Consider the following 14,239-nt stretch of genomic DNA (forward strand, 5'->3'; position numbering starts at 1 on the left):
GAGGTAAAAAAATAACATGTCTGCTAAAAAACGAGGTTTAGGCCGAGGACTCGATGCACTTTTAAGTTCGTCAAAGCCTGCACCAAGCCCAAGCAAGGAACAAGACACATCAAACGTTTCTGAGGCTGTGCAAAATGCTGCGGCTAATAATAGTGAATTACAAAAACTCCCAATAGAGTTTTTACACTCGGGTAAATACCAACCTCGTAAAGACATGTCTGAAGAGGCGTTAGAAGAGCTTGCTAGTTCTATTCGCTCACAAGGTATTATTCAACCCATTGTTGTGCGCCCTATTGCACACAATAGCTTCGAAATTATTGCTGGTGAGCGTCGTTGGCGCGCTGCGCAAATAGCTAAGCTTGAAACAGTGCCTTGTATTATTAAAGATGTACCTGATGAAGCTGCCGTTGCGATTGCACTGATAGAAAATATTCAGCGTGAAGATTTAAATGCTATGGAAGAAGCGGTTGCACTTAATCGTTTACTTATAGAATTTGAACTAACACATCAGCAAGTAGCCGATGCCGTTGGTAAATCACGTACAACAGTAACTAATTTACTGCGTTTAAATAATTTAAATAACGATGTAAAAATTCTGTTAGAACATGGCGATATCGAAATGGGCCATGCTCGTTGTCTGTTAGCTCTTGAAGGTGAAGCGCAGTCAGATGCTGCTCGTTTAGCGGTTGCTAAAGCACTAACCGTTCGAGAAACTGAAAAGCTCGTACGTTCTATCTTAGAGCCTGTACCTGCTAAAGAAGTAACCGAAAAAGATCCTGATGTTAAGCAGTTAGAGCAACAACTCGCTGAAAACCTAGGTGCCAAAGTAGAGATTAACTACAATAAAAAAGGCAAAGGTAAGCTTGTTATTTCTTATACTAATTTAGATGAACTTGACGGCATTTTAAATCGTATCAATCACGACAATACCCACCATTAATTTATTACATGTCTGAAAAGGGACATTTGTAGCTATTTCGTGTTACAAAGCGTCTACTCAAGTTGCAAAACTGGCAGGATTAAGTATAATTTCGCCAGTTTTCACACCCTAACAATTAGAACGCAATAAAGGTTAACTAAACGTGACTGACAAGTTAGCAAGTCCATATCGACTTGCCGTATTAAAGTTAATTTGCCTTCAGGGTGTTGTAGCATTAGTTGCTGCTGTAATTATTTTTTTTAGTTCGGGAGTCAATGCAGGGCTTTCATCACTTGTTGGTGGAGCTGTAGCAGTACTTCCGCACTTTGTATTTGCGCTTTATGCATTCAGATATATGGGTGCAAGCCGAGCAAATCAAGCGTATGCCTCGTTGAAACGCGGCAACGGATTAAAGTTTATGCTAACAATCGTATTGTTTGCGCTAGTACTGAAGCATTTTCCGGTAATTTTATTACCTTTTTTTAGTACTTATATACTGGCGCTATTTACTGGATTGTTCGCCCCCGTTTTTTTTAAACATTAACTTTTGGGATATAACATGGCAGCAGAAGAAGTTACTCTATCTGGCCATATCCAGCACCATTTGACCAATGCTAAGATGTGTTCGACCGATACAGGTCTCGCCTTCAACAAAGCATGTACGGATAGTGGTTTCTGGACATGGCATATAGATACCCTCGCATGGTCTATCGGATTAGGTCTATTATTTTTATGGATCTTCCGTAGTGCCGCTAAAAAATCAACACTAGGTGTACCTGGTAAGTTTCAGTGTTTTATTGAAATAATCGTAGAATTCGTTGGTGACAACGTACGCGATACTTTCCATGGTAGAAGCAAGCTTATTGCACCATTAGCCTTAACGATTTTCGTTTGGGTGTTCTTAATGAACTTAATGGATTTAATCCCAGTTGACTTTTTACCAGCATTTGCAGGTTTCGTTGGTGAAACTGCATTTGGTATGGATTCACACGATGTGTACATGAAAATTGTACCTACTACTGATATCAATATGACTTCAGCGCTAGCGCTAGGTGTATTTATTTTGATGATTGGTTACTCAATCAAAATAAAAGGCATTGGCGGGTTTATTAAAGAGTTAACGCTTCATCCGTTCAGCTCAAATAACATGTTTGTTCAAATTATTTTGATACCATTTAACTTATTACTTGAACTGATTGCACTCGTTTCTAAACCGTTTTCATTAGCATTACGTTTGTTTGGTAACTTATATGCGGGTGAGTTGATTTTCATCTTGATCGGCGCTATCGGTTTTATGCAATTACCATTGCATTTTGTTTGGGCAGTATTCCACATCTTAGTTATTACATTACAAGCATTCTTATTTATGATGCTAACGATTGTATACCTAAGCATGGCAAGCTCAGATAATCACTAATTTACAACTTTAATTTTTATAACTTTTAATATTTAACTTTAATTTACAATTGAAACTTTGGAGAAAAAAATGGAACAAGTATTATCAATGCCTGAAGCAATTAAGTACATCGCAGTAGCTTTACTAATTGGTTTTGGTGCAATCGGCACAGCAATCGGTTTTGGTAACATGGGCGGTAAATTCCTTGAAGCATGTGCGCGTCAACCTGAGCTTGCACCTTCGCTACAAGTTAAAATGTTTATCCTTGCTGGTCTAATCGATGCTGTAGCAATGATTGGTGTTGGTATCGCTATGGTATTGTTGTTCGTACTTTAATTTTATTTTTTGAACAGCTTACTATTTAAGGAGGAGCGGTTGTGAATTTAAACGCCACTCTTATCGGTGAATTGATTGCGTTTACGGTGTTCGTATTATTTTGTATGAAATACGTATGGCCACCACTAAACGGTGCAATTGAAGCTCGCCAGAAAAAAATCGAAGATGGTTTAGCTGCCTCTGATAGAGCCGAAAAAGACTTAGAACTTGCGCAAAAGAAAGCTGCTGAACAGCTTAAAGATGCAAAAGCTCAAGCGGCTGATATCATTGATCAAGCTAAAAAGCGTGCAGTGCTAATTGTTGACGAAGAAACACTTCGTGGTCAGCAAGAGCGTGAAAGTATCATTGCTCAAGGGCACTCTGAAGTTGAGTCTGAACGTAATCGCATAACAGAAGAGCTACGTAAGCAAGTAGCAACTCTGGCAGTGATTGGTGCAGAACGTATTTTAGAGCGTGAAATTAATCAAGCCGCACATAGTGACATCGTTGAAAAACTTGTCGCTGAGCTGTAATTAGGAGGGTATGAGCATGTCTAATTTGACTACTATCGCTCGCCCATACGCTAAAGCGGCTTTTGAACTTGCCGTTGAGAAAGGCACTCTTGAAAGCTGGAACGATATGTTGTTCTTTGCAGGCCACGTAGCCAGCAATGAACAAGCATCATCTGCTTTAGCAGGTATGCCTACAGCTACTGCACAAGCTGAATTATTTATTCAACTTTGTGCTGAGCAGCTCAACGAACAAGGTCAGAACCTAGTTAAGGTGATGGCTGAAAATGGACGTTTGACAGCTCTACCTGAAGTTGCACAGTTATTTGCTGAATTTAAAGCAGAATACGATAAAGAAATCGAAGTAGATGTGATTTCTGCAACTCCTCTTGTTGCTGCGCAACAAGAGTCATTGGTAGCGGCACTTGAAAAACGTTTCGCACGCAAAGTTAAGCTGAATTGTAGTGAAGACGCGTCAGTGGTTGGTGGACTTATTATTAGGTCTGGCGACACTGTAATCGACGGTACTATTCGCGGTAAATTAAACCGCTTAGCTACAACACTACAATCGTAATTGGGAAAAAGAGCATGCAACTTAATTCCACTGAAATTTCAGATCTGATCAAACAACGTATTGAGAAGTTCGAAGTTGTAAGTGAAGCTCGTAACGAAGGTACTATTGTATCTGTTACTGACGGTATCATCCGCATCCACGGTCTTGCTGACTGTATGCAAGGTGAAATGATTGAGCTTCCTGGCAGCCGTTATGCTATCGCACTAAACCTTGAGCGCGACTCAATTGGTGCAGTAGTAATGGGTCCGTACGCTGACCTTACTGAAGGCGTAAAAGTATATACAACTGGTCGTATTTTAGAAGTTCCTGTTGGTCCTGGTTTACTTGGTCGTGTTGTAAACACACTAGGTGCTCCAATCGATGGTAAAGGCGCTCTAGATAACGACGGGTTTGAACCTGTAGAAAAAATTGCACCAGGTGTAATCGAGCGTAAATCTGTAGATGAGCCAGTTCAAACTGGTTATAAATCTATTGATGCGATGATTCCAGTTGGTCGTGGTCAACGTGAACTTATCATTGGGGATCGCCAAACAGGTAAAACTGCACTAGCAATCGATGCAATCATCAATCAAAAAGACACAGGCGTTAAGTGTGTGTACGTTGCGATTGGTCAAAAAGCATCTACTATTGCAAACGTAGTTCGTAAATTAGAAGAGCATGGTGCACTAGCAAATACTATCGTAGTTGTTGCATCTGCTTCTGAATCTGCGGCACTTCAGTACTTAGCACCGTTCGCGGGCTGTACTATGGGTGAATACTTCCGTGACCGTGGTGAAAACGCATTAATCGTATATGATGATTTGTCTAAGCAAGCAGTTGCTTACCGTCAAATTTCATTACTACTTAAGCGTCCACCAGGGCGTGAAGCATACCCAGGTGACGTATTCTACCTTCACTCTCGTCTTTTAGAGCGTGCATCGCGTGTAAACGCAGATTACGTTGAAAAGTTCACTAATGGTGAAGTGAAAGGTAAAACTGGTTCATTGACGGCATTGCCAATCATTGAAACTCAAGGCGGCGACGTTTCTGCGTTCGTACCGACTAACGTTATCTCTATCACCGATGGTCAGATCTTCTTAGAAACTGACTTATTCAACTCAGGTATCCGTCCGGCAGTAAATGCTGGTATCTCGGTATCGCGTGTTGGTGGTGCTGCACAAACTAAAATCGTTAAGAAACTAGGTGGCGGTATTCGTCTAGCCCTAGCTCAGTACCGTGAATTAGCTGCGTTCTCGCAGTTCGCGTCTGACCTTGATGATGCAACTCGTGCTCAACTTGAGCATGGTGAGCGTGTAACAGAGCTAATGAAGCAGAAACAGTACGCGCCAATGTCTGTTGCTGATATGTCTTTGTCGTTATTTGCTGCTGAAAAAGGCTTCCTTCAAGACATCGAAATCGCGAAAATCGGTGACTTTGAAGCAGCTTTACTTTCGTATGCAAATAGCACATACGCAGAGCTTGTGGCTCAAATCAATGAAACTGGTAACTTGAATGCCGAGATCGAAGCGCAGCTTAAAGAACTTCTAACGAAGTTCAAGTCTACGCAAACTTGGTAATTTAGTTATTAATGGTGCGCTTTAGGAAACTAAAGCACACCTTGATTCGGAGAGAGAGTCATGGCCAGCGGAAAAGAGATTAAAAGCAAGATCGGGAGTATTAAAAATACTCAAAAGATCACTAGCGCAATGGAAATGGTTGCTGCGTCTAAAATGAAAAGGGCGCAAGAACGCGTTGCTTCAAGCCGTCCATACGCTGACAAATTACGTGAAGTAATTGGTCGTGTTGCTCAAGCAAATCTTGATTTTACTCACCCGTTCTTAAAAGATCGTGAAGTGAAACGAGTTGGTTATATTGTTATCTCTACAGACCGTGGTCTGTGTGGCGGTCTAAACTCAAACGAGTTTAAGAAAGTTGCACTTGATGTTAAAGCGTGGAAAGAAAAAGGTGTTGATGCTGAATTTGCTACTTTAGGTAGTAAAGCAGCTGGCTTCTTTCAACGTTTTGGTGGTCAACTACTCGCTAAAAAAGCGGGCCTAGGAGATAAACCTTCAGTACAAGACGTTATTGGTCCTGTAAAAGTTATGCTTGATGCATTTTCTGAAGGCAAAATAGACCGTTTATTCTTGGTATATAACAAATTCGTTAATACCATGAGGCAAGAGCCAATTATAGATCAGTTACTCCCTTTGCCAAAAGCTGAAGAAGAAGTATCTGCTCACACATGGGATTACTTATACGAGCCAAATCCAGAGGCTATTTTAGAGTCTTTGTTAGTACGCTTTATTGAGTCTCAAGCATACCAAGGTGTGGTAGAAAATGCTGCCTCTGAACAGGCTGCTCGTATGGTTGCAATGAAAGCTGCAACTGATAACGCAGGTGACCTTATGGACGAGCTACAGCTTGTTTATAACAAGGCTCGCCAAGCAGCAATCACACAAGAAATTAGTGAGATTTGTTCTGGCTCAGCAGCAGTTTAATGCTTCGGGTAAAGATTAACGAGAGGAATAGACATGAGTTTAGGTAAGGTCGTCCAAATTATCGGCGCCGTTGTGGATATTGAATTTCCACAAGATAGCGTGCCAGCGGTATACCACGCACTAAGAGTAACAGATGGCGATTTAGCTGGTTTGACTCTAGAAGTTCAACAACAGCTAGGTGGCGGTGTAGTGCGTACTATCGCTATGGGTACTACTGATGGTTTACGTCGTAGTGCTTTAGTTATGAATACAGGTGAATCGATTCAAGTTCCAGTTGGTAAAGCAACACTTGGTCGTATCATGAACGTACTTGGTGAGCCAATCGATGAAGCGGGTCCAATCGGCGAAGAAGACCGTATGTCTATTCACCGTGCAGCACCTTCATACGAAGAGCAATCAAGTTCAGTTGAACTTTTAGAAACTGGTATCAAGGTTATCGACCTTGTATGTCCGTTTGCTAAAGGTGGTAAAGTTGGTTTATTCGGTGGTGCCGGTGTTGGTAAAACTGTAAACATGATGGAACTTATCCGTAACATCGCAATCGAGCATAGCGGCTACTCAGTATTCGCAGGTGTTGGTGAGCGTACACGTGAGGGTAACGATTTCTACCATGAGATGAACGATTCAAACGTACTTGATAAAGTATCGCTTGTATACGGTCAGATGAACGAGCCTCCTGGTAACCGTTTACGCGTAGCGTTAACTGGTCTTACTATGGCTGAAAAGTTCCGTGATGAAGGTCGCGATGTACTTTTCTTCGTAGATAACATCTACCGTTATACTCTTGCTGGTACAGAAGTATCTGCACTACTTGGTCGTATGCCATCAGCGGTAGGTTACCAGCCTACACTTGCTGAAGAAATGGGTGTGCTTCAAGAGCGTATCGCTTCTACTAAGACGGGTTCAATTACATCAATCCAAGCGGTATACGTACCTGCGGATGATTTAACGGATCCATCTCCAGCAACTACCTTTGCTCACTTAGACGCAACAGTAGTACTTTCACGTGATATCGCGTCACTTGGTATCTACCCAGCGGTAGACCCACTTGATTCATCTTCACGTCAACTTGACCCACAAGTAATTGGTCAAGAGCACTACGATACAGCACGTGGCGTTCAAACAGTTCTTCAGCGTTATAAAGAACTTAAAGACATCATTGCAATCCTAGGTATGGACGAGCTTTCTGACGAAGATAAGCAACTTGTATCTCGTGCACGTAAAATCCAACGTTTCCTATCTCAGCCATTCTTCGTGGCAGAGGTGTTTACAGGCGCGTCTGGTAAATACGTATCACTAAAAGATACAATTTCTGGCTTTAAAGGCATCTTAAACGGTGAATTTGATGATATGCCAGAGCAAGCGTTCTACATGGTTGGCTCTATCGAAGAAGCTCAAGAAAAAGCCAAAGGCATGTAACTAGGAGGGTAGTATGACAGCTATGACTGTACATCTTGACGTAGTAAGCGCTGAGCAGAGTTTGTTCTCTGGTCTTGTTGAATCGATTCAAGTATCTGGTAGTGAAGGCGAGCTGGGTGTAAACCTAGGCCATGCTCCACTACTAACTGCCCTTAAACCTGGTATGGTACGTTTAGTTAAGCAATTTGGTCACGAAGATGTGATATATGTTGCTGGCGGTACATTAGAAGTTCAACCAAATCACATCACGATTCTTGCAGATACTGCGGTTCGTGGTGAAGATTTAGATGAAGATTCTGTACAAAAAGCTAAACGTGAAGCTGAAGAACATATGGCGAATTCGTCAGCTGTTGAGTTTGATTATCAGCAAGCGGCTACGCGACTGGCAGAAGCAGTTGCTCAGTTACGCGTAATTCAGCAATTACGTTACAAGTAAGCCTACCCGGTTTGTAAAAAGCCCACTTTAAGTGGGCTTTTTTGTGCCTGTTACTTTTGTATTTACACTAAATACCTTAGTCCGATTATTATCTACACTTTTACACTTTTACACTTATATCCTGCCGGAATCCTCGCTACAATAACGTCATCCAATTAAGTGTGTTTTTTCAGTCAAGATTCAGTACTAATAAACTAACCTACTGAGTATTTGCACAAGAAGTGATTTACGTAATCTTCTGATCAAACATAAGACTTATTTAGCTAAAACAACGAAAAAAGGAAATTGTTTTAATGGCTCTAACAACTATTATTCTTGCTGCGGGTAAAGGTACTCGTATGCGCTCTGCTTTACCTAAAGTTTTGCACAAAGTTGCAGGTAAACCAATGGTGCAGCACGTTATTGATAATGCGATGGCATTAGGTGCAACGACTACAAACCTAGTTTACGGACACGGCGGCGAACTATTACAACAACAACTTGCCGATAACAATGTAAATTGGGTACTTCAAGCTGAACAACTTGGTACTGGCCACGCAGTAGCGCAAGCCAACTCTCATGTTAATGATGAAGACACGGTATTAATTTTATACGGTGATGTACCACTAACAAAGCAATCAACACTAGAGCGTTTATTAGCCGCAACACCTAAAAATGGTTTAGCTGTATTAACGGTAAATTTAGTAAACCCAAATGGCTATGGTCGAATGCTTCGTGCCGGTGGTAAGTTAGTTGGTATTGTTGAGCAAAAAGATTCAAGCCCAGAACAGTTACTTATTAACGAAGTAAATACAGGCATTATGGCTGTTAACGGTAAGCTATTAAAAACATGGTTAGGTAACTTATCTAACAATAATGCACAAGGCGAGTACTACTTAACAGATATCGTTGCAATGGCTCACAGTGAAGGCGTAGAAATCACTTCAGCTCAGCCAGACCATGCAATGGAAGTTGAAGGCGCAAATAACCGCGTACAACTTGCAGGCTTAGAGCGCGCTTATCAAGCATGGCAAGCAGAAGAGTTAATGTTAAATGGTGCAACACTTGCTGATCCTGCGCGTATTGATGTGCGAGGAACAGTTACCACCGGTGAAGATGTACTTATCGACGTAAACGTTATTTTTGAAGGCACAGTCACGCTTGGTAACAACGTACAAATTGGCCCTAACTGTGTCCTTAAAAATTGTAGCATTGGCGATAACGTTATTATTAAAGCTAATACACTGATTGAAGATGCCACAGTTGCAGATAAGTGTACGCTTGGTCCTTATGCTCGCCTTCGCCCAGGCGCTGTAATGGAAGAAGACTCACACATTGGTAACTTTGTTGAGATGAAAAAAACCCGACTAGGTAAAGGCTCTAAAGCCAACCACTTAAGTTATTTAGGTGATGCTGAAATTGGCGAAAAAGTGAATATTGGCGCTGGCACTATTACCTGTAACTACGATGGTGTTAACAAAGCAAAAACTATTATTGGCGATAATGCCTTTATTGGTTCTAATTCATCACTCGTTGCTCCAGTAAATATAGGTGCAACTGCAACAATTGGTGCAGGCTCTGTGATCACCAGTACCGTTGAAGATGACCAATTAGCAATTGCACGCTCTAAACAGCGTAATTTAACGGGTTGGAAACGCCCAGTTAAAAAATAACAATAGAGGCTACTTAGGTAGCCTTTTTTATTTTAGCTGAAGTTTAAATTGCTCTTTATAGCGTCTAGACAAGTTAAGTACTTTACCTGTTGTTAGTTTTATTTCACTGTCGCCACTGGGTAGTGGTGTAATGGACTCCACTTTATCGAGTTTTACGCCATGGCTGCGGTGAATTCTACAAAACCCCTGCACTTCAAGTTGTTTACTTAATGCTGTAAGCGTTGCCCTTAACGGATATATACGTGAGCCTATATGTAGGTTTACATAATTACCCGATGATTCAAGCCAATCAACATCCTCTATTTTTATAATGAATTCTTTTCCGAGCTTTTTAACTAATAGGCGGTTTATGGTCGATGTTGTTTGCTGCTCACTTTCTTCAATTGAAGAGGCTTCACCTAGTAACTGCTGCACCACATATTGATATACTTTGATAAGTACGATGAAAAACACAAAGCTTATAGCGTCTTTCTGGTATTCATAAATAAGCTCAAACCAGCTAAGTCCAAAGTTGTAAGACCCATCATTCAACAAATATATGAATTTACGAACCCCTACCATAATACCAACGTGTAACACGCTAAATATAATAGAGACACCAAAGTACATACCTAATGAGGCCGTAATATTTTGCCAATTAAAAGATAAGTGTCTTAAAAACCAAATTAAAATAGGGAATATAAGCAAAGTACTCAAGGCACTTGAATACTCCCAAACAAATGGCTCCCACATTAAAAAAGTTAAAGCCCCTTCTCTTTGGGCTTCCATTATTTGGGTTGTAGCGTTTACTGTATTATTAATTAATACGTAAGCACACAGTAATAATGATGCGTAAATGCTTTGAAAACGTTGAAAGTGCTGTAGGTTCATAAATGTATGCTTATTGCTGACGTGGCACGCTTATCCCTGTATACCACCTTTTATCACTATTGCTTGTAATATAAGCACTTATAGATAGTTTTAGCGAGATCTTTAGGTATGAATAACGCATAACATACATAAAGTAGTAAAAGCATGAGCACTCAAGTACAACAACCTTCATTAGTTAATTCGCGTAAATATTATCTTGATTGGCTTAGGGTAATCGCATTTGCGTCGCTAATTTTTTATCACATTGGCATGTTGTATAGCGAAAACTGGGGGTTTCATTTTAAGAGTAATTATACATCACAGTATGTTGAATATTTAATGTTGGTGTTTTCACCTTGGCGCATGTTGCTCATTTGGTTTATATCGGGCGTAGCACTGCGTTTTATGATTGATAAAGTAAGCAGCTTTAAGTCTTGGTTACATTTCACCTTATACCGCTCTATTTTTTTACTATTACCCTTGCTGGTGGGGTTATGGTTAATAGTGCCTTTACAGCTGTTTGCAGAAATGTCACAGCAAGGTGTTATTGATATTAGCTATTGGCAATTTTATTTAGCTTTTATAGAGACTAACAATACGCTTTTTATTAATTATCAGTCTGGAGTGTGGCCGAATGTGGATGTAAATCACTTATGGTATTTGCGCTCGTTGTGGCAATTTATGCTGATCATTATTGTTTTAACTCTTTTTGCACGCTTGCCCTTTATTGCGCCTTTAAAAACATTTGCTAAGGGGGGTATGTCATTTGGGCTTTTAATTACCTTGCTCACTATTGCCGTACTATTTACAAGCCATTACTTAACTGGCGATTCAATCAGAGAGACTAACGGCTTAATACTGTTACTCGCAGGATACATACTTGCTAAAAACACTTACTTTTGGAACTGCTTAAATAAAAACTTGGTATTACTGGCTTTGAGTTTTACGGTTTTGTTTGTACTTATAATATTAAGTTATCAGAAGGTGTTTACTCTTCCTCATTTTATTTTAAGCGCTAGCTACAATATTCAACGTGTTGTAGGTATATTTTTTGTACTTGCGCTCGCTCGTCGATTTTTAAATTTTAATACTTACTATTTAAAACAGCTCAATGTATGGGTGTTTCCCTTTTATTTATTGCATCAAAGCATTTTGATTGTTTTGTGTTTTTTACTACAGCCTTTAAGTTTAGGGCCTGTTGCTGAACCATTCATCATTATTACAGGGACTTGGTCTTTTTGCGGTGTTATTACATGGGGTATTACACGTATTGATGTACTTAGACCTTTGCTAGGGGTTGCAATTAAACGAAATTATTCCCCGACTGTAAAAACGATTGGCTATACGGCCGCTTTAATTTTAATAACTCCGCTAGCGTATAAGCTAATTACTTAGGCTAAGGGCTGTATTAAAACTGCCATAATCTTGTCATGCCTGTGTGTTGATATTTAGTAAATACAATACTAAGGAAAATTACATGTTTAAAAAATCAATTATTGCGCTGTCACTTATATCTGTTCTCACTGGTTGCTCACTTGATGGTGACGATGGTCAAAACGGCTCTCAAGGATTACAGGGAGAACAAGGCACAGATGGAACTAATGGGTTAAATGGTATAAATGCCAATTCAGCATTAAATATTAACCTTGTGGGTAGAGGTGTATTAAATGCACAAAGCCCAGAAGGTGCAGCTGAAATAGTTGCATATCAAGCATCTAAAAAATGGATTTACGCTATTAACAGTTCAGGTGATGACGCTGTTGTTAATATTTTACCCGCCGACACCTTTGATACTGCCGCACTCGTTAAAGATAACGAAGGGGTTATAAACGCCACAAATTTAACGTCCATTATTACGTTGTCTTTAAACGAGTTCACCCAAGGCGATGCAAACAGCATTGCTATTGATGAAAATAACAATCTACTTGCAGTGGCAATGGCTGCTGAAAGCACGGGTGATACAGGTCAAATTGCTTTTTACGATATAAGCGGCGACTCACCTGTATTTATTAAAAATGTTACAGTCGGATTTTTACCAGACATGGTGACGTTCACCCATGATGGCGCAAAAGCAGTGGTTGCTAACGAAGGTGAACCAAGTGATGACTACAGCGTAGATCCTGAAGGTTCTATTAGTATTATCGATATAACAAATAATGTAATAGCCGATACAGCAATAAATATTGATTTTAAAGCCTATAACAACAAACAAACCGAACTAGAAGCGCAAGGGGTAGTTTTTGCAAACCCAAATGGTCGTACTATTAACGGTAATCTAATAAATACCACCGTAGCTATGGATTTAGAGCCCGAGTACGTTAGCATTTCTAAAGATAACAAATATGCTTATGTATCTATTCAAGAAAACAATGCACTTGCAATAGTTAACCTACAAGACAACAGTCTTGAGCTAAAGGGCTTAGGCTTTAAAGATTGGTCAAGCTTACAACTTGATGCCTCAGATAAAGACGGCGGCGTGAATTTTAAATCATACCCAGGGCTCTATGGTATGTACCAGCCCGACACTATCTCAAGCTTTAGTTGGAAAGGCGCTAACTTTATAGTCACTGCCAACGAAGGTGACGCAAGAGAATACTTTTTTGATACAACGGATGAAGCAGACTGTATAGCAAAGGGCGGACTTGATTACGATAAAGACGATGGCTGCTTAGCTTATATAGATGAAAGCCGCGTTGAAGACTTAACTCTTGCTACTAATTTTGATTACTTAAATAATGACGATGATGATATTGGTCGCTTAAAAGTAACAACAATAAAAGGCGATACCAATAACGACGGACAATACGAATCGCTTTACGGCTATGGCGCACGTTCTTTTACTATTTGGGATAGCAATGGGCTGGTGGTTTTTGATTCAGGTGACGATATAGCACGTATAACAGCATCGGTGCATGGTGAATCATTTAACAATAATGAAGATGAAAACAAAGGTGACTCACGTTCAGATGATAAAGGCGCAGAGCCTGAAGCGCTGACTATTGGTAAAATTGACGATCGTACATTTGCTTTTGTTGGATTAGAACGTATGGGCGGTATTATGGTTTACGACATTACTAATCCATACAATGTGCAATTTGAAGACTACTTCTATAATAGAGGCTTAATTAAAGGAGCGAATATTACAGGCGATTTAGCACCTGAAGGAATGGTATTCGTTTCAGCAGAGCAAAGTGCAACAGGAAATCCACTCTTAATTGTTGGAAATGAAATATCAGGCTCTATTGCCGTATGGGAAATAGCATCTAAATAAATCTTTAATTTTAAATAAAACTGTGTGTTGTTTGTTTAACATACAGCTTAGTTTAAACCTTACTAATACATCATCAATTGATACATAAATTATGAGTGTTTTTTAAACTAAAAGTATCCTGCAGCCCTTTATTTGTATAGCTTTCATACTAAATTCATTTAATTGTCAAAAAGCTGAAATAAAACATTGACCCCCGCTCGAATCTCCCTATAATGCGACCCCACTGAGACAGGAAACGCCAACGCATAGCGAGGCACGAACTACTCAGAGAGTTAAGTAAAACTTCGGTTTTAAATCTTCCAAAAAGAAAGTTTAAAACTAAGTGTTGACTCGAAAAATAAAGGGTGTATTATTCGCATCCCTTGAGACGCTAAAGCGACTCAAAACGTTCTTTAACAATATAAAGCAATCATCTGTGTGGG

General features: G+C 40.0%; 14 protein-coding genes. 13 read left to right on the forward strand and 1 reads right to left on the reverse strand.

The genetic code is table 11. The annotated features are described in order from the left end of the window. Positions 1–16: 16 nt before the first annotated feature. The 11 genes from I6F48_RS18510 (at position 17) to glmU (ending at position 9,697) form a co-directional block, all read left to right on the forward strand. Positions 17–940, forward strand: coding sequence for a ParB/RepB/Spo0J family partition protein (locus tag I6F48_RS18510; protein WP_165729267.1), 924 nt, complete (start codon positions 17–19; stop codon positions 938–940). Between the two features lie 142 nt (positions 941–1,082). Then, positions 1,083–1,463, forward strand: coding sequence for an ATP synthase subunit I (locus I6F48_RS18515; RefSeq protein ID WP_165729265.1), 381 nt, complete (start codon positions 1,083–1,085; stop codon positions 1,461–1,463). Positions 1,464–1,478: 15 nt separating this feature from the next. Next, a complete protein-coding gene (atpB, locus tag I6F48_RS18520; protein WP_197120030.1) occupies positions 1,479–2,336 on the forward strand; it encodes a F0F1 ATP synthase subunit A in 858 nt (285 codons plus the stop codon). Positions 2,337–2,405: 69 nt separating this feature from the next. Continuing rightward, positions 2,406–2,651, forward strand: coding sequence for a F0F1 ATP synthase subunit C (atpE, locus tag I6F48_RS18525; RefSeq protein WP_442960991.1), 246 nt, complete (start codon positions 2,406–2,408; stop codon positions 2,649–2,651). A gap of 41 nt (positions 2,652–2,692) precedes the next feature. Continuing rightward, positions 2,693–3,163 carry a F0F1 ATP synthase subunit B gene (gene atpF, locus I6F48_RS18530; RefSeq protein ID WP_004335264.1) on the forward strand — a complete coding sequence of 157 codons (471 nt, stop codon included), beginning with the start codon at positions 2,693–2,695 and terminating at the stop codon, positions 3,161–3,163. 16 nt (positions 3,164–3,179) lie between these two features. After that, positions 3,180–3,713, forward strand: a complete 534-nt coding sequence (gene atpH, locus I6F48_RS18535) for a F0F1 ATP synthase subunit delta (RefSeq protein WP_197120031.1) — start codon at positions 3,180–3,182, stop codon at positions 3,711–3,713. Positions 3,714–3,727: 14 nt separating this feature from the next. Further along, positions 3,728–5,269, forward strand: coding sequence for a F0F1 ATP synthase subunit alpha (atpA, locus tag I6F48_RS18540; protein WP_007585976.1), 1,542 nt, complete (start codon positions 3,728–3,730; stop codon positions 5,267–5,269). Positions 5,270–5,329: 60 nt separating this feature from the next. Further along, a complete protein-coding gene (gene atpG / locus I6F48_RS18545; RefSeq protein WP_007585974.1) occupies positions 5,330–6,190 on the forward strand; it encodes a F0F1 ATP synthase subunit gamma in 861 nt (286 codons plus the stop codon). A gap of 33 nt (positions 6,191–6,223) precedes the next feature. Continuing rightward, positions 6,224–7,609, forward strand: a complete 1,386-nt coding sequence (atpD, locus tag I6F48_RS18550) for a F0F1 ATP synthase subunit beta (protein ID WP_007585971.1) — start codon at positions 6,224–6,226, stop codon at positions 7,607–7,609. A gap of 13 nt (positions 7,610–7,622) precedes the next feature. Beyond that, complete coding sequence (locus tag I6F48_RS18555; RefSeq protein WP_165729264.1) at positions 7,623–8,045, forward strand: F0F1 ATP synthase subunit epsilon; 423 nt, start codon at positions 7,623–7,625, stop codon at positions 8,043–8,045. A 293-nt stretch (positions 8,046–8,338) separates the two neighbouring features. Further along, positions 8,339–9,697: a bifunctional UDP-N-acetylglucosamine diphosphorylase/glucosamine-1-phosphate N-acetyltransferase GlmU gene (gene glmU / locus I6F48_RS18560; protein WP_101163105.1), complete on the forward strand. Its 1,359-nt coding sequence runs from the start codon at positions 8,339–8,341 to the stop codon at positions 9,695–9,697. 27 nt (positions 9,698–9,724) lie between these two features. Here the strand turns inward: glmU and I6F48_RS18565 are convergent, their stop codons facing one another. After that, positions 9,725–10,567 carry a LytR/AlgR family response regulator transcription factor gene (locus I6F48_RS18565; protein ID WP_165740119.1) on the reverse strand — a complete coding sequence of 281 codons (843 nt, stop codon included), beginning with the start codon at positions 10,565–10,567 and terminating at the stop codon, positions 9,725–9,727. Positions 10,568–10,711: 144 nt separating this feature from the next. Here I6F48_RS18565 and I6F48_RS18570 point away from each other — a divergent pair, with 144 nt between their 5' ends. Next, positions 10,712–11,941: an acyltransferase family protein gene (locus I6F48_RS18570; protein WP_165729261.1), complete on the forward strand. Its 1,230-nt coding sequence runs from the start codon at positions 10,712–10,714 to the stop codon at positions 11,939–11,941. Between the two features lie 82 nt (positions 11,942–12,023). Next, positions 12,024–13,817, forward strand: a complete 1,794-nt coding sequence (locus I6F48_RS18575) for a choice-of-anchor I family protein (protein ID WP_197120032.1) — start codon at positions 12,024–12,026, stop codon at positions 13,815–13,817. The last annotated feature ends 422 nt before the right edge of the window (positions 13,818–14,239 follow it).

It is taken from the genome of Pseudoalteromonas sp. SWYJ118, from assembly GCF_015864505.1.
Taxonomy (GTDB): domain Bacteria; phylum Pseudomonadota; class Gammaproteobacteria; order Enterobacterales; family Alteromonadaceae; genus Pseudoalteromonas; species Pseudoalteromonas arctica.